The sequence below is a fragment of the Caulobacter sp. AP07 genome (assembly GCF_000281955.1).
In the GTDB taxonomy this organism is placed as follows: Bacteria; Pseudomonadota; Alphaproteobacteria; order Caulobacterales; family Caulobacteraceae; genus Caulobacter.
On sequence record NZ_AKKF01000136.1, the window covers coordinates 1 to 18799 of the forward strand.

The following is an 18799-nucleotide window of genomic DNA, read 5'->3' on the forward strand; positions in this document are numbered from 1 at the left end:
GGCGGTCGGCCGCCGCGGACCAAGGACACCGACACCCAGGCCCTCGAGTCCGACCTGTCGTCGGTGCTCGGCCTCGACGTCGAGATCGACCATCGCGGCGACGCCGGCGCCATCACCATCCGCTACGCCAAGCTCGAGCAGTTGGATGACCTCTGCAACCGCTTGACCCGGGGCCTCTGAGGCTCCGGAAAAGGGTCGTCTGTCGCGCACGGAACAAGGCTTGTCCGCACATCGGGACGCACGATCGGCGAGAAACGACGCGGGGAGGTCCCGTTTTTACGATCAAGCCTTTGAATTATAAGGTGAAGTATCGCTTTTCACCGAGGGTTTGGTCAGGGGGTTCCCGGATCATAATCCACAGGAAATCGCGATCTTTCGCGTTCTGGGTTTGACGGCCGGGCCGACTCAGCGATCCCGCGATCGTCCAGACGCCTGGGGCAGGGGAGTGATCGCCGTCCGGGTCAGGCGGCGCCGTTCACAGTCCCAGCCGTCGCGCCTTGCCGGCGATCTGCAGGGCCAACCGCTCGGAGATCAGCTGGTCTGGTGAGCCGGAAGTCTTGCAGGCCTTGTCGGCGGCCAGCACCTCGGCCTGCACCAGCAGCAGCTGGTCCAGGGTCCAGGCGCGGGCCTGGCGCAGGAACTCGCGCTCGCTCTTCCAGAACACGCCGGAAGCCTTGGCGGCGGCCGCCAGGTCGACGCCGTTCTTGTGCAGGGTCAGGGTGCGGCGCAGGCGGCCCAGGTGATAGCCCATGGCTCGCACGGCGGCCGGTCCGCCTTCGCCCTCGGCCGCGGCGCGCCTAAGACCGGCCTGGGCGGGGCCCAGGCGGCCGCCGAACGCATCGACGGCGGCGTCACCCAGCGAAGCCTCGGGCTCGACGCCCAGGAAGTCGGTCAGGTCGGCTGGGGTGGCGCCGGCGCCGCTGCCAGGGCCCAGGAACAGGGCCAGGCGCTCGATCTCGGCGCGGGCCACGCCGCGCTCCTTGGGCAGGCGCGAGACGAACAGGTCCAGCGCTTCGCCGTTCAGGCTGACCTTGTCCTTGGCCAGGGTCTCGCGGGTCAGCCGGGCCAGGTCGCCGGCCTCGTCCTCGTAGCAGGGGATCACGGCGGCGCCGGCGGCCTTCTCGCCGGCCTTGCGCAGGGCCGAGTTGCGATCCAGGGCCCCGGCCTCGACCAGGAACAGCGCCTCGGGGTTCAACTGGCCCTCGACATGGCGGACCAGGGCCTCGGCGGCCTGCTTGTCGGGCCCGGCCTTCTCGCCGGTCAGGCGCAGGCGCACCAGCCGCCGTCCGCCCATCATCGACAGGGCCGAGAGTTCGTCCTCCAGCTTGCCGGCCTGGGCGTCGAGGTCGCTCTCGGTCAGCTGGGCGGTGTCGAAGGGATCGTCGGGCCGCTCGAACAGCCGCTTGGCCAGCTGGTCGGCGCGATCACGCACCACCCCGCGATCGCGGCCGTAGATGACCACGGCGCGGATCTCCGGCGTCGGGTCCTTCAGGAAGCGTTCGACGTCCTGGCGTTTCGACAGGATCATGGCCAGCGTACTCGAGCGAAATGGATGTCGGTTCGCGTGAAGAGAACGCGCGAGAACAAGGTCGGGTCTCTAGGCGGCCTTGCCCGCGAGCCAGGCGGCGAGGTCCAGCTGGATCTTGCGGGCGACCTCGGCCGCTGCGCGCTCCTGGCTGTCCTGCTGGGCCGCGATGGAGGCGTAGGGTTGGTCGGCGGAGTCGTAGGTGACCGCGGCGGCGGCGGAACCGGCCCGCACCTGCTGGCCGGTCTTGGCGTCGAGAAGACGCCAGTCGGCGGTGAGGTTCAGCTCGTAGCGGTTGGCGACATTGTCGACGCGGACGCCCCGGGCGTAGCGCTGTTCCTTGACGGTGTAGACCAGCCGATGGGACGGCAGGACATTGACGTCGCGCGCCAGGGCGTCCTCCAGCTTCTCGCGCAGCAGATAGCCGGCCCGGCCCTCGGGGGCGACCACCTCGATGGCGCCGAGGCCCTTGGTGACCGACTGGGGGCCGTAGAGGGGGGTGAAGCCGCAGGCCGAGAGCAGCAGGGCGAAGCCGGCGATCAGGGCCGTGGGAAGCAGTCTGGGGAGCATTGCGCGCTTCATGGATCAGCCGGCCACGATGTTGACGATACGGTCTTTCACCACGATCACCTTGCGAACGGTCAGGCCCTCAAGGTGGGCCAGGACGGCGTGATCCGCCAGAGCGATTTTCTCGACCTCGGCCTCGGCCGTGCCGGCCTTGACCTTGATCTCGCCGCGACGCTTGCCGTTGATCTGGATCGGCAGCACGCGCTCGTCGTCGGCCGCCAGCACCGGGTCGGGCTTGGGCCAGGGCGCGTCGACGACCATGCCGCTCTTGCCCAGGCTGGCCCAGGCTTCCTCGGCCAGGTGGGGGGTGAAGGGCGAGATCAGGCGGGCCAGGATCTCCAGCGCCTCGGCGCGAGCGGCCAGGACGCCCTGGGAGGCGGCGCTTCCGTCAGCGAGGGTGGCCGGCGCGGCCTTCAGCATGTTGAGGAACTCGTACAGGCGCGCCACGCCGCTGTTGAAGCGGAAGCCTTCGATGGAGTCCGTCACGAAGCCGATCAGCCGGTGGGCGCCCTTGCGCAGGGCCAGGGCCGCGGCGTCCGCCTCGTCGTGGGCGAAGTCGCCGGCCGGTTGGCCGTCGAACTCGTTCCACACCCGGTGGGTGAAGCGCCAGGAGCCTTCGACGCCGCTGTTGGTCCATTGCACGTCGCGCTCGGGCGGGCTGTCGCTCATCACGAACAGGCGCGCGGCGTCGACGCCGTAGGCGTCGAAGATGTCCTCGGGGGCGACGACGTTCTTCTTGGACTTCGACATCTTTTCGATGTCGCCGATGGTGATCGGCTCGCCGGTCGCGGCGTGGGTCGCGGAGCGCTCGTTGCCCTCGACAGTGATGCGGATGTCGGATGGTTCGACCCACTCGCCGGCCGCGTTCTTGTAGGCCTCGTGAGTGACCATGCCCTGGGTGAACAGGCCGGCGAACGGCTCCTCGACCGACAGCAGGCCCTCGTCCTTCAGGGCGCGGGTGACGAAGCGGGCGTAGAGCAGGTGCAGCACCGCATGCTCGACGCCGCCGATATACTGGTCGACCGCCATCCAGTGGTCGGCGGCGTCCTTGCTGATCGGCTCGGCGGCGGTCGGGTCGGTGAAGCGGGCGAAGTACCACGAGCTGTCGACGAAGGTGTCCAGCGTGTCGGTCTCGCGTTCGGCCTTGCCGCCGCAGGCGGGGCAGGTGGTGTGGCGCCAGGTCGGGTGGCGCAGCAGCGGGTTGCCCGGCTTGTCGAAGCTGACGTCGTCGGGCAGCACCACCGGCAGCTGGTTCTCGGGCACGCCGACGGGGCCGCAGGCCTCGCAGTGGATGACCGGGATCGGGCAGCCCCAGTAGCGCTGGCGCGACACGCCCCAGTCGCGCAGGCGATAGACCGTGGCGCCCTGGCCCTGGCCCTGGGCCTCGATGCGGTTCACGGCCTCGGTCTTGGCGGCCTCGATGTCCAGGCCGTCCAGGAACTCGGAATTGAAGATCGCGCCGGGGCCGACATAGGCCTCCTTGCCGACCTCGAACGTCGCGGCGACCTCGCCGGGCGGCAGCACCACCGGCAGGACGGGCAGGGCGTATTTGCGGGCGAAGTCCAGGTCGCGCTGGTCGTGGGCCGGGCAGGCGAAGATCGCGCCCGTGCCGTAGTCCATCAGGATGAAGTTGGCGATCCAGACGGGCAGGGTGATCGACGGGTCCAGCGGGTGGACGACCCGCAGGCCGGTGTCGCGGCCCAGCTTCTCGGCCCCTTCGATATCGGCCTCCGAGGTGCCGCCCTTGCGGCACTCGGCGATGAAGGCGGCCATGCTCGGATCAGCCGCTCCCAATTGCTCGGCCAGCGGATGCTCGGGCGCGATGCCGACGAAGCTGGCGCCGAACAGGGTGTCGGGGCGGGTGGTGTAGACCTCCAGGCCGGCGTCATGGCCCGCCGGCGCCTTGCCGTCGAACTTGAACGTGAACCGCAGCCCCTTGGACCGGCCGATCCAGTTCTCCTGCATGATCCGGACCTTCTCGGGCCAGCGGTCCAGGGTCTTCAGGCCGTCGATCAGGGCGTCGGCATAGTCGGTGATGCGCAGGAACCACTGGGTCAGCTTGCGCTTCTCCACGGTCGCGCCCGAGCGCCAGCCCTTGCCGTCGATGACCTGCTCGTTGGCCAGGACGGTCATGTCGACCGGGTCCCAGTTGACCGAGGCTTCCTTGCGATAGACCAGGCCGCGCTTCAGCAGGCGCAGGAACCAGGCCTGCTGCTGGCCGTAATATTCCGGGTCGCAGGTGGCGAACTCGCGCGACCAGTCAACCGACAGGCCCAGGGCCTTCAGCTGTTCGCGCATGGCGGCGATGTTGTCGTAGGTCCAGCCCTTGGGGTGGACGCCGCGCTCCATGGCGGCGTTCTCGGCCGGCATGCCGAAGGCGTCCCAGCCCATCGGGTGCAGGACGTTGAAGCCCTGGGCGCGCTTGTAGCGGGCCACGACGTCGCCCATGGCGTAGTTGCGCACATGGCCCATGTGGATGCGCCCCGACGGATAGGGGAACATCTCAAGCACGTAGTACTTCGGACGGCCGTCGGGGGTGATCGGCGTCAGGAAGGTGTTGGCGGTCGCCCAGGCGGCGCGCCACTTCGGCTCGGTGTCTTTGGGATTGTAGCGGGCCATGAAACCAGACTGTTCGTGCGGGACTACGCCTTGGGGGCGCGTTCCGCGGAAGTCTTAAGCGGTTTCGCGGCCTCGACGTGCTTCTAAAAGTGCGAACGGGAGCCTTTTGTCGCCAGGACAAAGGGCTCCCGCGAAGAACTCGGCCGGAAGCCTAGTTCTTGATGTTGGAAAGTCGCAGCTGACGGGCGCGGGTCAGGATGGCGTTCTCGATATCGGTCGCCGTCTGATCGGTGGCGGCCGTGTCGGTCCAGCCGCCAGCGGCGTCCTTGACCTGCTTGAAGATCGTGACGTTCAGGCCGTCGGCCCGCAGGCGGGTGTCGAGGATGTAGACCGTCGCCTTGAAGCGCTCGTCCGGCTTCTCGGGATTGGTGTACCAGTCGGTGACGATCACGCCGCCGTAGGGGTCGGCCGAGGCCAGCGGCATGAAGGCCAGGGTGTCGAGGCTGGCGCGCCACAGGAAGCCGTTGACGCCGATCGAGCCGCTGGACGGCGCGGCCTGCTTGCCGCCGCGGCCGAACTTGAACGGGTTGAAACCCGGCTCGTCGCTTTGGGTGCTGAAGGTTTTGGGGGGGCTGCTGCTGCAAGCAGACACACCAACCAGGACCGACAGCGTCAGAACGCCAGCGGCGACGCCGCGCAACACCGACCCACGCTCAAACGCCATAGTACCTCGCTCCAAATGTATCGCCGGCGCGTCGCGCGAGCTGGCGCGCCCCCGCAGCCGGAAGCGGTCTATAGCATGGTCGCGCTGCGTCAAAACAGGAATCGCGTGGCAGGACCGCCACAGGCGCCGCTTGAATCGCTCCCTGCGACGCTTAGCCCGACCCAAGTGCGGTTGACCGCGCTGTACTCAGGCCTTTAATCGATTTTCAGGGAGCCCGCTCCTATATGTAGGTTGGCCTACTATTAGGTTCGGGTTGGGGATTGGGTTCAGTAGCGATGTTCGCGGCACGGTATTTCATGGCAGGGGCCACGGCGTTGATCCTTTTGGGATCGACTTCGATGGCCTATGCTCAGAGCAAGACGCGTACGGGCGCCGCCGATTTCACCGTGAAGAACGATTTCAGCAATCCCGCCCAGATGATGCCGTTCAACCCGCAGCAAGGCCCGAAGAAGTCCCTGCAGTGGGACAACAAGAAGGGCAAGTGGGGCCTCAAGCTCGACCTCGACCAGCCGGCCAACCGCGAACTCGAAGGCCGGGACGTCCAGGCCGGGGCCTATTACAGCGTCACCCCGTCGATCCGGGTCGGCGGCGCCGTGGCGCTGGGCGACAACAACCCCGCCCTGGCCGCCCGCAAGAACGAGATCCAGGAGCCCGCGCCACGGGTGAAGCTGGAAACCGCGTTCAAGTTCTAGGCGTTTAGCGCCTCCACCGCCGCTATTCCGACGATTCCGCTGCCCAGCAGCTGCTCGACCGTGTCCGCCCGTACGCCGCCCAGGGCGTAGACCGGCGTTTCGACCGCTCCGACGATCCTCTTCAGGCCATCCACGCCCAGCGGCGTTCCCGCCGACGGGCTGGCGCTGGGAAAGACCGGTGAAACCACCAGCGCGTCGGCGCCCGCCGCCTGGCCCGCCCTGGCGGCGGCGGCGTCATGGGCTGCCACGGTGATCAGCCATTCCGGATGACGGGCGCGGATCGCGGGCAGGTGCGCTGACAGCCGTTGCGGCAGATGCAGGCCGTCGGCCTCGACGGCCACCGCCAGGGCCTCGTCCGCCCCGACCAGCAGCAGCAGGCCGCGCCGCCGGGTGATGTCCCGCAATCCGCGGCCCCGGACCTCGGCGTCGAGCGCGCCGAACGCCCGGAACACCACGGCCGCGCCGGCCGGCAGGCGCTCGGCGACGCGTTCGGGGTCGGGGGTCCGGTCCGGGTCGGTGAAGAACAGCAGGCTGGGCAGGGGTTTTCCGCGCACCAGCCATGGGCGAAGGCGCGCGGCCGTTCTAGACAGGGCGTCCATCTCGTCGATCGCGCCCCCGGCGCCCACGCCTGAAGAATCCATGTCCGACGTCTACGCCTCCATCCAGTCCCGTATCCGGGCCGCCGCCGTCGCTTCCGGGCGTCCGGCCGACGCCGTCACCCTGGTGGCGGTGTCCAAGCTGCAGCCCTGGGACCATATCGCCCCCATTCTGGCCGCCGGCCAGCGGGTGTTCGGCGAAAATCGCGTCCAGGAGGCCATGGGCCGCTGGAGCGAGCGCCGCGCGCAGGTCGAACTGCGACTGATCGGACCGTTGCAGAGCAACAAGGCGCACGAGGCCGTGGGTTTCTTCGACGTCATCGAAAGTCTCGACCGCGAGAAGCTGGCCCATGTCCTGGCCGGGGAAATCCAGGCCCAGGGCAAGGCGCCGCGGCTGTTCGTGCAGGTCAACACCGGCGAGGAGCCGCAGAAGGCTGGCGTGGTCCCGGGCCAGGCCGACGCCTTCATCGCCCTTTGCCGGGGCCTGGACCTGCCCGTGGAGGGCCTGATGTGCATTCCGCCGGCCCAGGGTGACCCCGCGCCGCATTTCCGCCTGCTGGGCCAGATCGCGGCCCGCAACGACCTGGCCAAGCTGTCGATGGGCATGAGCGACGATTTCGAGACCGCCATCGCCTGCGGCGCCACCTCGGTGCGGGTGGGGTCGGCGCTGTTCGGAAGCCGGACCTAGGCGACGATCTCGACCGCATCCCCTGGTTTCGCCACCGCCAGCAGGGCCTCGACGTCGTCTCGCGCCAGGGCCACGCAGCCCTCGGTGCCGGGATAGCCGTCCCGCGCCAGGTGCAGGAAGATCGCCGAGCCCAGGCCGGGGACGGGCGGGTCGTCATTGTGACCCAGCACCACCACCAGGTCGTAGACGGGGTCGTCGCGCCACAGCCGCTCGGCGCTGGCCGGGTAGGGCAGCTTGACCGGCTGGTTGTAGGCGGAGTCGCCCGGGGCGTCGCACCAGCCATCGTCGGCCGCGATCGGTTTGGCGGGCAGGTGGGTGGTGGGGCCGTGCGGATAGACGTCGGGCCGGTAGAGCACGTGGCGGATCGGCCAGAGGCCCAGCGGGCTCCTGTTGTCGCCCTCGCGCTTGTCGGCGGCGGCGATGATCCCGGCCTTGCCCAGCGCGCAGCGCGCCACGCGCCCATCCCATGCGATCTGGCCTTTGGCGTGGGCGCGAAAGATCATCGAGGCGGCGTTCTCATCAAAGCGCGCTTGGCGCCGGGGGCCGCAGCGGTGCATGTTCCGCCCTATGGCGCAACGCAAAACCCTATTGCTGGTCGATGACGACGAGGATCTGCGCGGCGCGCTCGCCGAGCAGCTCGCCCTCCACGAGGAGTTCGCGGTCGCCGAGGCTCCCACGGCCGGCGAGGGCGTGCGGATGGCCCGGGAAATCAAGCCGGACCTGGTCCTGCTGGACGTCGACCTGCCCGACATGGACGGCCGCGAGGCCTGCCGGCTGATGCGCAAGAACGGCGTCACCGCCCCGGTGATCATGCTGACGGCGGCGGCCAGCGACAGCGACACCATCCTGGGCCTGGAGTCCGGGGCCAACGACTACGTCACCAAGCCTTTCCGCTTCGGGGTGCTGCTGGCCCGCATCCGCGCCCAGCTGCGCAGCTACGAAGCTTCCGAAGATGCCTTGTTCCGCATCGGTCCGTACGAGTTCCGGCCGTCGGCCAAGCTGCTGATCGACGAAAAGCAGAAGAAGGTCCGGCTGACCGAGAAGGAAACCAACATCCTCAAATACCTCTACCGCGCCGGCTCCAAGCCGGTGTCGCGCGAGGAGCTGCTGACCGAGGTCTGGGGCTACAACGCCGGGGTCACCACCCACACGCTCGAGACCCACGTCTACCGCCTGCGCCAGAAGATCGAGCCGGACCCGACGGTGGCGAGGATCCTGATCACCGAGATGGGCGGATATCGGCTCCAGCCTTGATCCCCGTCCAGGCAAAGAAAAAGCCCCGGCCGCTTCGAGCGGCCGGGGCTTTTTCTTTTACGCTCTGAGTGCGATCAGGCGTTGCCGACCGTCGCGCCGTCGGCCTGGGCCTTGCGGGCCGCATAGACGCCAGCGAAGTCGATCGGGTCGATCAGGAAGGGCGGGAAGCCGCCTTCGGTGGTGACGTCGGCGATCAAGCGGCGGGCGAACGGGAACAGGAAGCGCGGGCACTCGATCAGCAGCACCGGCTCCAGGTCGGCTTCGGGCACGCCGCCGATGTGGAACAGGCCGCCATACATGACCTCGACGTGGAACACCGGCTGGTCGTCGCGCGTGGCGCGGGCCGACAGCTTCAGGTCCACTTCGAACAGGCCGTCGGGACGACCGCGGGCGTTCATTTCGACACCCATGTCGATGGCCGGCGCGGCGCCGCCGGCGCGCAGGGAATCCGGAGCGTGCGGGCTCTCGAACGAGAAGTCGCGGACGAACTGGGCGATGATGCGGATGCCGGTTTCGGCGGCCGCGCCGTCTTCGAGAGCGGCGGGAGGAGCGGCGTTCGTGTCGGTCATGAGCGATAAATCCGTATTCGGCGTCGAAATTGGCCGCTAGGAGAGAGCGGGGCTGCTAACACGGGGGCGGCTGGCGCGCAACGCCAGGCGCCTGACGCGCGAGCCCCTTCTCGCCTATGGATGGGGCCTAGCCTATATAGGCATGATGTCTCGCCTTGGCGTCCGTCCTGGCTGAACGAGCGGAAACTGTCGTGTTTGAATGGATTATCCTCGCGGTTCTGGCCGCGGTCATCCTCTACCAGCTCTACGCCACCCTGGGTCGCCGGGTCGGGCGTCAGCCCGAGGACGCGCCCGCCGCCGTGCCGGCCAACGCGCCGGCGCTCGACGTGAAGGCGCCTGAACTGGCCAGCGACGCCTTGAGCGGTCTGGCCGCCCTGCGCGCCCGCCAGGCCGATTTCGACGTCGGCCACTTCCTGGGCGGCGCCCGCCAGGCCTACGAGATGATCGTCAAGGCCTTCGCGGCGGGGGACCGCGACACCCTCAAGCCGCTGCTGGCGCCCGACGTCATGGCCAATTTCGAGACGGCCATCGCCGCCCGCGAGGCCGAGGGCCGCACCGAGAAGGCCGAATTCATGGTTCCCCCGCGCACCGACCTGGATTCCATCACCGTCGAAGGCGATGTGGCCAAGGCGGTGGTCCGCATCCTGGCCGAGGTCCGCACCCGCTCGACCAGCGCCGCCGGCGAGGCGGTCGACGATCGCCGCACCGCCGACCTGTGGACCTTCGAGCGCGACCTGAAGAGCAGGAACCCGAACTGGACCCTGGTCCGCGTCGACGTCGCGGAGGCGTGATGCCGCGCCTGGGTTTTGTCGCCGCGTTTGCCGTCCTGGCGTTGGCGGCCTGTACGACCGCGCCGCTCAGGCCGACCGGGCCCGGACCGGTCACGACCACGCCGGGCGCCGCGACCGCCCTGTCGTTCAGCGAACTGGCCGGCTGGTCACAGGAAGACCACCTCGGCGCGCTGGACGCCTTCCGCCAGGGCTGCGGTGTCGCCAAGGCGCCGGACCTGGCCGCGGTCTGCCGCAAGGCCCGCGCCGACCGCACGGTCGACGACGCCGGGGCCCGCCGCTTCCTGGAAGCCAATTTCCGGCCCGAACCCGTCGCCGGCCAGGGCCTGCTGACCGCCTATTTCGCCCCGGAATACGAGGCGCGGATGTCGCGCTCGGCCGAGTTCAGCGCCCCGATGCGCGGCAAGCCGGCCGACCTGGTGACGCTGGACCTCAGCCAGTTCGAACCCGCCCTGGCCGGCAAGAAGGTCACCGGCGAGGTCGAGGGCGGCCAGTTCGTGCCCTATCTCGACCGCGCCGCCATCGAGGCCTCGCCCGTCGACCGGCCCCTGGCCTGGATGCGTCCGGAAGAGCTGTTCTTCCTGCAGATCCAGGGCTCGGGCATTCTCGTCCTGCCGGACGGTCGCCGGGTGCGCGCCGCCTTCGCCGGGCACAACGGCCGGCCGTTCGTCGGCATCGCCACCGCCATGCGCGATCGCGGCCTGCTGCCCGACAACAACACCTCCGGCGACGCGATCCGCACCTGGCTGGCCGATCATCGCGGCCCGGAAGCCGACGCCATCATGCAACTGAACCCGCGCTACGTGTTCTTCCAGACCCTGCCGGACGACGGCAAGCAGGCGGTGGGCGCGGCGGGGATTCCGCTGCCGGCCGGTCGCGCCATCGCCGTCGACCCCAGCAAGCACGCGATGGGCGAGCTCTATTGGCTGGACGCCAGCGCGCCGAAGCTGGCCGGGGCCTTCCCGGCCTATCGCCGCCTGGCGGTGGCCCTGGACGTCGGCGGCGCCATCAAGGGCGACGCCCGGGCCGACCTCTACACCGGCACGGGCGCGGCGGCGGGGGCCGAGGCGGGGCGCGTGCGCCACGACCTGCGCCTCTACCGGCTCGTCCCGCAACCCCAGTCCTGAGACCATGAAACGCCCCCCGCGCCAGGACGAGATGCGTCTGTGGGGCATGGTCACCGCCACGGTGCGTGCCAAGCCGACCCAGAAGGCGGTGGGCTGGACGCCCAAGGCGCAGAAGAGCCTGGAGTCGCCGACGACCCTGCAGCCGATGGCTCCGCTGCTGGTCGACCCCAAGAGCCTCAAGCCGGCGGGCAAGCCGCGCGTGCCCGGCCCGCTGGAGGGCATCGAGCCCAACCGCAAGCGCAAGATCGCCCGCGAGCATACGCCGCTGGAGGCCCGCCTCGACCTGCACGGCCTGGACCAGGACCGCGCCAGGCCGGTGCTGGAGGCCTTCCTGCGCCGCGCCTGGGAGGACGGCCACCGCGCCGCCCTGGTGATCACCGGCAAGGGCAAGGTGGGGATGGGCGTGCTGCGCACGCGCACTCCCGAATGGCTGGCCGGCCCGGCCCTGCGCGACATCGTGGCGGGGGTGTCGCCGGCCGATAAGCGGCACGGCGGCGACGGGGCGCTCTACGTGGCGCTGAAGCGCCGGCCGCCGAAGGTCTAAAGCCGCCCCTTCGTCGCCCAGGCCTCGCCACGATTGAAGCGCCAAGCTTGGCGAGCTTCAGGAGCGGCGAATGGACATCGAGATCGGGGCCGAGGCCAAGGACAAGAGCTTCAACCGGCGGGTGGCGATCACCGTGGTGGCCCTGTCGATCTTCATGGGCCTGTGCGGGGTGAAGGACGGCAACATCGTCCAGGCCATGCAGCAGGCGCAGTCGAGCGGGGTCGACGCCTGGAACGAATACCAGGCCACCAAGACCAAGCTGCATATCGACGGGACGGCGTTGGCCCAGGCCCGCCTCCTGGCGCTGACGGGTGGCGACCGGACGGCGGCGGCCGTGGCGGCGGAGACGGTCCGCCTCGACGGCGAGATCGCCAAGTATCAAGCCGAGGCCCCTGCGCTGAAATCCCGGGCCCAGGGCTTTCAAGCCCAGTACGACGCGCTCAACGTCCACGACGACCAGTTCGACGCCGCCGACGCCCTGAACTCCATCGCGGTGTCGATCGCCGCGGTGGCGGCGCTGGTGGAGGTTCCCGCGGCGCTCTGGGCGTCCTGGGCGTTCGGCGCGCTGGGGATCGTCATGGGCCTGGCGGGCTTCCTGGGCTGGAGCCTGCACTCGGCCTTGCTCAGCCGACTGCTGGGCTAATCCCCGTTCGGGGACATGCACTTGTGCGTGTCCCCAATCTCGCCCGCGCCCTCGGGGGACACGCACAAGTGCATGTCCCCGGCTACTGAACCGACCGCGACGCCTTTTCGGCGTGACCCGAGGTCCCCTCGCGCGCCGCCAGCTTGTCGGCCACCGCGTCGAGCGACACGCCCGAGGCCGCCAGCAGCACCAGCCAGTGGTACAGCAGGTCGGCGCTCTCCGAGGCCAAGGCGTCGGGACCCTGAGCCACGGCGGCGATCACCGTCTCGACGGCTTCCTCGCCTAGCTTCTTGGCGGCCAGGGCCGGGTCGGCCAGCAGCTTGGCGGTGTAGGACGCAGCCGGATCGGCGCCCTTGCGGGCCTCGATGGTCGCCGCCAGGCGTTCCAGGGTCTCGAACAGCCGGCTCATGCGGCCCCCTTCAGCTCGTCCAGGCGCACCGGGATGCCGGCGGCGGCCATGGCCCGCTTGGCCTCGCCGATGCTGATTTCGCCGAAGTGGAAGATCGAGGCGGCCAGCACGGCGGCGGCGTGGCCGTCGCGGGCGGCCTCGACCAGGTGCTCGGTCTTGCCGGCCCCGCCCGAGGCGATCACCGGCACGGTCACCGCGCCGGTCACGGCCTGCAGCAGCGGGATGTCGTAGCCGATCTTGGCCCCGTCGCGGTCCATCGAGGTCAGCAGGATCTCGCCGGCCCCCCGCGCCACGCTCAGGGCGGCGTATTCGACCACGTCCAGGCCGGTGTCCTTGCGGCCGCCATAGGTCCAGACGTTCCAGCCCGAGCCGTCGGCGCGCGCCTTGGCGTCGATGGCCACCACCACGCACTGGGCGCCGAAGGCGTCGGCCCCGGCGGCCACCAGGCCGGGGTTTTCCACGGCGGCGGTGTTGATCGACACCTTGTCGGCCCCGGCCAGCAACAGGCGGCGCATGTCGGCCACCTCGCGCACCCCGCCGCCGACCGAGACCGGCATGAAGCAGACCTCGGCCGTGCGGGCGATGACGTCGAGCAGCAGGCCCCGGCCCTCGCTGGAGGCGGTGATGTCGAGGAACATCAGTTCGTCGGCCCCGGCCGCGTCATAGGCGCGGGCCTGCTCCACCGGGTCGCCGGCGTCGCGCAGGGCCACGAAGTTGACGCCCTTGACCACCCGGCCGTCCTTGACGTCGAGACAGGGAATGATCCGGGTCTTCAGCATCAGGCGGCCGCTATGGTCAGGGCTTCGGCCGGCTTGATCGTGCCTGCATAGAGCGAGCGGCCCAGGATGGCGCCGGCGATCTCGACGCCCACGCGGGCCTTCAGGCGTTCGATGTCGGCCACCGAGGCCACGCCGCCCGAGGCGATGACCGGGATCGACACGGCGTCGGCCAGTTCGCCCACGCCCTCGACATTGACGCCGGTCAGGGCGCCGTCGCGGCTGATGTCGGTGACGATCAGGGCCGCGACCCCGACGTCCTCGAAGCGCTTGCCCAGGGTGATGGCGTCCAGGTCGGACAGGCCGGTCCAGCCGTCGATCGCCACCTTGCCGTCGCGCACGTCGACGGCGACGGCGATCTGCTCGGGCCACAGGCGCGCGGCCTTGCGGACCAGGTCAGGGTCGTGGACGGCGACGGTGCCGAGGATCACGCGGGACACGCCCGCCTCGATCCAGGCCTCGACGCCCTCCAGGGTGCGGATGCCGCCGCCCAGCTGCACGGGGATCGAGACCGCTTCCAGGATCGACTGCACGGCGGCGGTGTTGATCGACTTGCCCTCGATGGCGCCGTTCAGGTCGACCACGTGCAGCCACGAGAAGCCGTCCTTGACGAAGCGCTGGGCCTGGTCGGCGGGGGAGGTGTTGAAGACCGTGGCCTTCTCCATGTCGCCGTGCAGCAGACGCACGCACTGGCCGTCCTTCAGGTCGATGGCGGGATAGAGGATCATGGGCGCCATTCCAGGAAGTTGGCGAGCAGGGCGAGCCCCGCGGCTTGGGATTTTTCGGGGTGGAACTGTACGCCGGCCACGTTGCCCTTGGCCACAGCCGCCGTGAACGGGCCGCCGTGGTCGGTGGTCGCCAGCAGGTCGGCCGGATCGGCCGCCGTCAGGGCGAAGGAGTTGGCGAAATACATGTGGGCGCCGCTTTCGACGCCCTTGAACAGCGGATGCGCGCGCACCTGGTCGACGGCGTTCCAGCCCATGTGCGGGATGGTCAGGGCGGGATCGGCGGGCGCGAGCTTCTTCACCTCGCCGGCGATCCAGTCGAGGCCGGGGGTGACCCCGAACTCCAGGCCGCGGGTGGCCAGAAGCTGATGGCCGACGCAGATGCCCAGGAACGGCGCGCCCTTGCCGTGCACGGCTTCGTTCATGGCCTCGTAGACGCCCGAGGCGTCCAGGCCCGCGCGGCAGGAGGCGAAGGCTCCCACGCCGGGCAGCACCACGCGGTCGGCGGCGGCCACGCGCTCGGGATCGGCGGTGACAACGATGTCAGCGTCGATCGCGTGACGGCGGGCCGCCTCGCGCAGGGCCTTTTCGGCCGAGCGCAGGTTGCCCGACCCGTAATCGATCAGGGCGACGGTCTGCATGAAATCAGGTTCCTACAGCACGCCCTTGGTGGAGGGGGCATGGCCGCCGGTCTTGGGGTCGATCTCGACCGCCTGACGCAGCGCCCGGGCCAGGGCCTTGAAGCCGCTCTCGGCGACGTGGTGGGTGTTGTCGCCGTAGAGGGTTTCCAGATGGACGCACGCCCCGACGTTCATGGCGAACGCGTGGTGGAACTCCTTGAAGAGCTCGGTGTCCATCTCGCCGACCTTGGGTCGCTTGAAATCGACCTTCCAGATCAGGTAGGGCCGGTTGGACAGGTCGATGGCGCAGCGCGTCAGGGTCTCGTCCATCGGGATATAGGCGTGACCGAACCGGCGGATGCCCTTGAACCCGTCCAGCGCCTTGTTGATCGCCTGGCCCAGCACGATGCCGGTGTCCTCGACCGTGTGGTGCATGTCGATGTGCAGGTCGCCCTTGGTCTCGACCTTGAGGTCGAAGCCGCCATGGCGCGCGAAGCTCTCGAGCATATGGTCGTAGAACCCGATGCCGGTGGAGATCGTCGAGGCGCCGGTCCCGTCGAGATCGATCCAGACCCGGATCTGGGTCTCCTTCGTCTCGCGGACCACTTCAGCGGTGCGGGCCATGGTGTCCTTACAGTCCGTTCTGGGCCGCGAGATCCCGCAGGCTGACCTGCGGGCGCGGACCATAGTGCGCGATGACCTCGGCGGCGGCCAGGGAGCCCAGCTGTCCGCAGACGGGCAGGGCGCGGCCCTGGGAGAGGCCGTAGAGGAAACCCGCCGCGTATTGGTCGCCGGCGCCGGTGGTGTCCATGACTTTTTCCACGGGGTAGGCCGAGATTTCGTGCAATGCCCCGTTGGAAGCCACGATCGAGCCGTGTTCGCTGCGGGTCACGGCGGCGATCTCGACCTTGCCGGCCAGGGCCCGGACGGCGGCGTCGAAGTCGGTGGTCTGGAACAGGGCGCAGACTTCCGAGGCGTTGGCGAAGACGATGTCGCACTGGGTCTCGATGAAGCCCAGCAGGGCGTCGCGGTGACGCTCGACCACGAAGCTGTCCGACAGGGTGATGGCGATCTTGCGCCCGGCGCCGTGGCTCAGGGCGGCGGCCTTGGCGAAGGCGCGGCGCGCTTCCAGCGGGTCGAACAGGTAGCCTTCCAGATAGGCGTACCGAGCGGCCTCGATGACCGCCGGGTCGACGTCGGCGGCGGTCAGCTCGACGCAGGCGCCCAGATAGGTCGACATGGTGCGCTGGGCGTCGGCGGTGACGTTGATCAGGCTCTGGGCGGTCGCCGGGCCTTCCGTCAGGGGCGAGGTGTCGAAGGTGGCGCCGATGGCGCGCATGTCGTGGGTGAACACCCGGCCCAGCTGGTCGTCGGCGACCTTGCCGATGAAGGCGGCCTTGCCGCCGAAGCTGGCGACGCCGGCCACCGTGTTGCCGGCCGAACCGCCCGAAGCTTCGATGCCCGAAGCCATCACGTCATAGAGGCTGCTGGCCCGATCGACGTCGATCAGGGCCATCGAGCCCTTCACCAGGCCTTCGCGCTCCAGGAAGGCGTCGTCGCACTGGGCGATGACATCGACGATGGCGTTGCCGATGGCGGCGACGTCGTAGAGGGCGGTCATGAAAGGCCTTTTCCGAAAGGGGCGACGCGCGCGAAGTACCGGATCGGGGCGGCCAAGGCAACGCGAGCCTTGCCGGAGAGCCGCTGTCGTTCTACCGCCAAGGCCATGACCGACGTTCTCATCCTCACCCCGGCCGCCGACGAGACGCTGTACGCGCACGCCTGGCGGCCGCTGTTCGACCGCCTGGCCGCGCCGTTGCGGGCCCACGACCTGACGGTCTCGGACCTCGCCTGGGACGCGCCGTTCGACCCCGGTTCGGCCCGGGTGGTGCTGCCGCTGCTGAGCTGGGGCTACCACCTGCGGCCCGCCGCCTGGTTCGCCCGGCTCGACGCCCTGGAGGCGGCCGGCGCGCGCCTGGCCAATCCGGTGTCGGTGCTGCGCTGGAACACCACCAAGACCTATCTGGCGCAGCTGGCGGCCAAGGGCGCGCCGGTGGTGCCGACCATCGCCCTGGACCGCCTGACGCTGGAGGACATGGACCGGGCGCGTGACCATTTCGGCGTCGATGTGCTGGTGGCCAAGCCGCAGATCTCCGGCGGCTCGCAGGACACCGTCAAGCTGCGCCATGCCGACGGCCTGGCGGGTTGCCCGACCGGTCCGGCCCTGATCCAGCCGTTCCTGCCGGCGGTGGGCGAGGAAGGCGAACTGTCGCTGTTCTATTTCGATGGCGTCTTCAGCCACGCGGTGACCAAGGTGGCGACCGGCGGCGACTTCCGCGTCCAGCCGCAGTTCGGCGGCCAGATCAGCGGCGTCGCGCCGGAGCCTGAGGCCCTGCACGCGGCCGAAATGGTGCTGAAGGCGGCGGGGACGCCCCTGACCTATGCCCGTGTCGACCTGATCCGCGGCCTGGACGGCACGCCGCAGCTGATGGAGCTGGAGGTCATCGAGCCGGACCTGTTCCTGGGCCACGCGCATGATGGCGGGGCGGCGTTCGCGGCGGCGGTGGTTCGGGCGCTGTAGAACCCCCTCAGTCGCTTCGCGACAGCTCCCCCGGAGGGGGAGCATCCAGCGCGGCGCAAATCCTCCCCCTCTGGGGGAGGTGGCCCAGAGGGCCGGAGGGGGATCAGCCGCCGAGAAACAATTCCCGCGACGGACACAGATCCGAAATCCGGCACACCTCGCACTTGGGCTTGCGCGCCACGCACACATACCGCCCGTGAAGGATCAGCCAGTGGTGCGCCCGGGTCTTGTAGCGGTCCGGCACGATCCGCATCAGGTCGTCCTCGACCGCGTCGGGCGTCTTGCCGGCCGACAGCTTCAGCCGGTGCGCGACGCGGAACACGTGGGTGTCGACGGCGATGGCCGGTTCGATGTCCAGCTCGTTGAGCACGACGCTGGCGGTCTTGCGGCCGACGCCGGGCAGGCTTTCCAGCGCCGCGCGGTTCAGCGGCACCTCGCCGCCGTGGCGATCCATCAGGATGCGGGCCGAGGCGATGACGTTCTTGGCCTTGGTGCGGTAGAGGCCGATCGAGGCGATGTAGCGCGTCAGCTCGTCCTCCCCCAGCTCCAGCATCTTGGCCGGGCTGTCGGCGATCTGGAACAGCGGGCCGGTGGACTTGTTGACCTGGACGTCGGTGGCCTGGGCCGACAGGGCGACGGCGGTCACCAGGGTGTAGGGGTTGGAATAGTTCAGCTCGGTCTTGGGGTGGTCCTCCAGGCTCTCGAAGCGCGAGAACAGCACCTCGACCCGCTCGCGCTCGGCGGGCGAGACGCGCTTGGCGGCTTTCGGAGCGGCGGGACGTTTCTTGAGCTTGGGGGGAGCGGGCTTGGCCATGGGCGGCGACCATGCCGTGATGCGCCCGTTCCGCCAAGCCGGAGCCTCGCCAAGCGGGGGGCGCGGCATTAAATCAGGACGATGGCCGCGCCGCTGTACATGGACGCCGTGATCAAGCCCAACCGGTCGATGAACCGGCGGGGGCTCTACGTGCTGCTCGGCGTGCTGGTCGCCTGCAACCTGATGGTGGCGACCTTCCTGTTGGTGGTGGGCGCGCCGCCGGTGCTGCCGTTCCTGGGCCTGGACATCCTGGCCATGGGCCTGGCCCTGCGCGCCAGCTTCCGGGCCTCCGAGCGGGCCGAGCATGTGCGGGTCACGGCCGAGGCGGTGACCGTCAGCCGCGAGGACGAGAAGGGCGCGCGCCTGGTCTGGACCTCGCCCACCGCCTTCACCCGGGTCGGGATCGACCAGCCGGGCGAGCACGAGACGCGGGTGCGGCTGATGATGTCGCGCCGGCGCCTGACCCTGGGCCGGGCCCTCAGCCCGCCGGAGCGGTTGGATTTCGCCCGGGCGCTGGAGCGGGCGATCCTGCGGGCCCGGGCCGAGCGGACCTCCTGAAAGGCGCAAGAACCGGGCGGACGCGGCGGCCCGTCCGCAC

Annotated in this window: 23 protein-coding genes and 1 pseudogene; 10 read left to right on the forward strand and 14 right to left on the reverse strand. The window is 69.8% G+C overall.

Annotated elements, in window-relative coordinates:
• A pseudogene (locus tag PMI01_RS09800) lies at window positions 1–180 on the forward strand (chromosome partitioning protein ParB); the annotation flags it as partial.
• A gap of 295 nt (window positions 181–475) precedes the next feature.
• Here PMI01_RS09800 and holA read toward each other — a convergent pair.
• From holA to PMI01_RS09820, 4 genes are all read right to left on the reverse strand, one after another.
• On the reverse strand, window positions 476–1528 hold the full coding sequence (gene holA, locus PMI01_RS09805) for a DNA polymerase III subunit delta (protein ID WP_007667472.1): 1053 nt from the start codon (window positions 1526–1528) through the stop codon (window positions 476–478).
• A gap of 69 nt (window positions 1529–1597) precedes the next feature.
• On the reverse strand, window positions 1598–2107 hold the full coding sequence (gene lptE, locus PMI01_RS09810) for an LPS assembly lipoprotein LptE (RefSeq protein WP_007667474.1): 510 nt from the start codon (window positions 2105–2107) through the stop codon (window positions 1598–1600).
• A 3-nt stretch (window positions 2108–2110) separates the two neighbouring features.
• Window positions 2111–4711, reverse strand: a complete 2601-nt coding sequence (leuS, locus tag PMI01_RS09815; protein WP_007667476.1) for a leucine--tRNA ligase — start codon at window positions 4709–4711, stop codon at window positions 2111–2113.
• A gap of 151 nt (window positions 4712–4862) precedes the next feature.
• On the reverse strand, window positions 4863–5390 hold the full coding sequence (locus tag PMI01_RS09820) for a DUF3576 domain-containing protein (protein ID WP_085954856.1): 528 nt from the start codon (window positions 5388–5390) through the stop codon (window positions 4863–4865).
• A 323-nt stretch (window positions 5391–5713) separates the two neighbouring features.
• Here PMI01_RS09820 and PMI01_RS09825 point away from each other — a divergent pair, with 323 nt between their 5' ends.
• On the forward strand, window positions 5714–6067 hold the full coding sequence (locus tag PMI01_RS09825; RefSeq protein WP_007667480.1) for an NtrZ family periplasmic regulatory protein: 354 nt from the start codon (window positions 5714–5716) through the stop codon (window positions 6065–6067).
• On the opposite strand, the gene PMI01_RS09830 is transcribed toward PMI01_RS09825, so the two are convergent.
• Window positions 6064–6708 (reverse strand): thiamine phosphate synthase, encoded by a 645-nt coding sequence (locus tag PMI01_RS09830; protein ID WP_238537032.1) that lies wholly within the window; start codon window positions 6706–6708, stop codon window positions 6064–6066. The two genes, PMI01_RS09825 and PMI01_RS09830, sit on opposite strands and share 4 nt — an antisense overlap.
• On the opposite strand from PMI01_RS09830, the gene PMI01_RS09835 reads away from it, so the two are divergent.
• Window positions 6707–7351, forward strand: coding sequence for a YggS family pyridoxal phosphate-dependent enzyme (locus PMI01_RS09835; protein WP_007667485.1), 645 nt, complete (start codon window positions 6707–6709; stop codon window positions 7349–7351). The genes PMI01_RS09830 and PMI01_RS09835 overlap by 2 nt on opposite strands.
• Here the strand turns inward: PMI01_RS09835 and PMI01_RS09840 are convergent.
• Entirely contained in the window at window positions 7348–7854 is a 507-nt protein-coding gene (locus PMI01_RS09840; RefSeq protein WP_035035615.1) for a L,D-transpeptidase family protein, read from the reverse strand. The genes PMI01_RS09835 and PMI01_RS09840 overlap by 4 nt on opposite strands.
• 64 nt (window positions 7855–7918) lie before the next feature.
• On the opposite strand from PMI01_RS09840, the gene PMI01_RS09845 reads away from it, so the two are divergent.
• Entirely contained in the window at window positions 7919–8605 is a 687-nt protein-coding gene (locus tag PMI01_RS09845; RefSeq protein WP_007667489.1) for a response regulator transcription factor, read from the forward strand.
• Between the two features lie 74 nt (window positions 8606–8679).
• Here PMI01_RS09845 and secB read toward each other — a convergent pair whose 3' ends face one another.
• The gene (secB, locus tag PMI01_RS09850) at window positions 8680–9174 is read right to left on the reverse strand and encodes a protein-export chaperone SecB (RefSeq protein WP_007667490.1); all 495 of its coding nucleotides are present in this window, start codon (window positions 9172–9174) and stop codon (window positions 8680–8682) included.
• A gap of 191 nt (window positions 9175–9365) precedes the next feature.
• Between secB and timA the strand changes: the two genes are divergently transcribed.
• The 4 genes from timA (at window position 9366) to PMI01_RS09870 (ending at window position 12276) form a co-directional block, all read left to right on the forward strand.
• The gene (gene timA, locus PMI01_RS09855; protein WP_007667491.1) at window positions 9366–9965 is read left to right on the forward strand and encodes a TIM44-related membrane protein TimA; all 600 of its coding nucleotides are present in this window, start codon (window positions 9366–9368) and stop codon (window positions 9963–9965) included.
• Window positions 9965–11089: a murein transglycosylase A gene (locus PMI01_RS09860; RefSeq protein ID WP_007667492.1), complete on the forward strand. Its 1125-nt coding sequence runs from the start codon at window positions 9965–9967 to the stop codon at window positions 11087–11089. Before timA ends, PMI01_RS09860 begins: the two co-directional genes overlap by 1 nt.
• 4 nt (window positions 11090–11093) lie before the next feature.
• Entirely contained in the window at window positions 11094–11633 is a 540-nt protein-coding gene (locus tag PMI01_RS09865; RefSeq protein ID WP_007667493.1) for a Smr/MutS family protein, read from the forward strand.
• A 70-nt stretch (window positions 11634–11703) separates the two neighbouring features.
• Window positions 11704–12276 (forward strand): DUF4337 family protein, encoded by a 573-nt coding sequence (locus PMI01_RS09870; RefSeq protein WP_007667494.1) that lies wholly within the window; start codon window positions 11704–11706, stop codon window positions 12274–12276.
• Window positions 12277–12358: 82 nt separating this feature from the next.
• On the opposite strand, the gene PMI01_RS09875 is transcribed toward PMI01_RS09870, so the two are convergent.
• The 6 genes from PMI01_RS09875 to PMI01_RS09900 are packed head-to-tail and all read right to left on the reverse strand — an operon-like array spanning window position 12359 to window position 16427.
• Complete coding sequence (locus PMI01_RS09875) at window positions 12359–12685, reverse strand: phosphoribosyl-ATP diphosphatase (RefSeq protein WP_007667496.1); 327 nt, start codon at window positions 12683–12685, stop codon at window positions 12359–12361.
• Window positions 12682–13464: an imidazole glycerol phosphate synthase subunit HisF gene (gene hisF / locus PMI01_RS09880; RefSeq protein ID WP_007667498.1), complete on the reverse strand. Its 783-nt coding sequence runs from the start codon at window positions 13462–13464 to the stop codon at window positions 12682–12684. Before hisF ends, PMI01_RS09875 begins: the two co-directional genes overlap by 4 nt.
• Window positions 13464–14198: a 1-(5-phosphoribosyl)-5-[(5-phosphoribosylamino)methylideneamino]imidazole-4-carboxamide isomerase gene (gene hisA, locus PMI01_RS09885; RefSeq protein ID WP_162136386.1), complete on the reverse strand. Its 735-nt coding sequence runs from the start codon at window positions 14196–14198 to the stop codon at window positions 13464–13466. The genes hisF and hisA overlap by 1 nt, the downstream gene beginning before the upstream one ends.
• On the reverse strand, window positions 14186–14827 hold the full coding sequence (gene hisH / locus PMI01_RS09890) for an imidazole glycerol phosphate synthase subunit HisH (protein ID WP_007667502.1): 642 nt from the start codon (window positions 14825–14827) through the stop codon (window positions 14186–14188). The genes hisA and hisH overlap by 13 nt, the downstream gene beginning before the upstream one ends.
• 12 nt (window positions 14828–14839) lie before the next feature.
• A complete protein-coding gene (hisB, locus tag PMI01_RS09895) occupies window positions 14840–15430 on the reverse strand; it encodes an imidazoleglycerol-phosphate dehydratase HisB (RefSeq protein WP_007667504.1) in 591 nt (196 codons plus the stop codon).
• Window positions 15431–15437: 7 nt separating this feature from the next.
• Window positions 15438–16427, reverse strand: a complete 990-nt coding sequence (locus tag PMI01_RS09900; protein WP_007667506.1) for an adenosine kinase — start codon at window positions 16425–16427, stop codon at window positions 15438–15440.
• 105 nt (window positions 16428–16532) lie between these two features.
• On the opposite strand from PMI01_RS09900, the gene PMI01_RS09905 reads away from it, so the two are divergent.
• Entirely contained in the window at window positions 16533–17387 is an 855-nt protein-coding gene (locus tag PMI01_RS09905) for an ATP-grasp domain-containing protein (protein ID WP_007667508.1), read from the forward strand.
• A gap of 103 nt (window positions 17388–17490) precedes the next feature.
• Here the strand turns inward: PMI01_RS09905 and nth are convergent, their stop codons facing one another.
• Window positions 17491–18201: an endonuclease III gene (gene nth / locus PMI01_RS09910; protein WP_007667509.1), complete on the reverse strand. Its 711-nt coding sequence runs from the start codon at window positions 18199–18201 to the stop codon at window positions 17491–17493.
• Window positions 18202–18282: 81 nt separating this feature from the next.
• On the opposite strand from nth, the gene PMI01_RS09915 reads away from it, so the two are divergent.
• Window positions 18283–18759 carry a DUF2244 domain-containing protein gene (locus PMI01_RS09915; protein WP_007667512.1) on the forward strand — a complete coding sequence of 159 codons (477 nt, stop codon included), beginning with the start codon at window positions 18283–18285 and terminating at the stop codon, window positions 18757–18759.
• The last annotated feature ends 40 nt before the right edge of the window (window positions 18760–18799 follow it).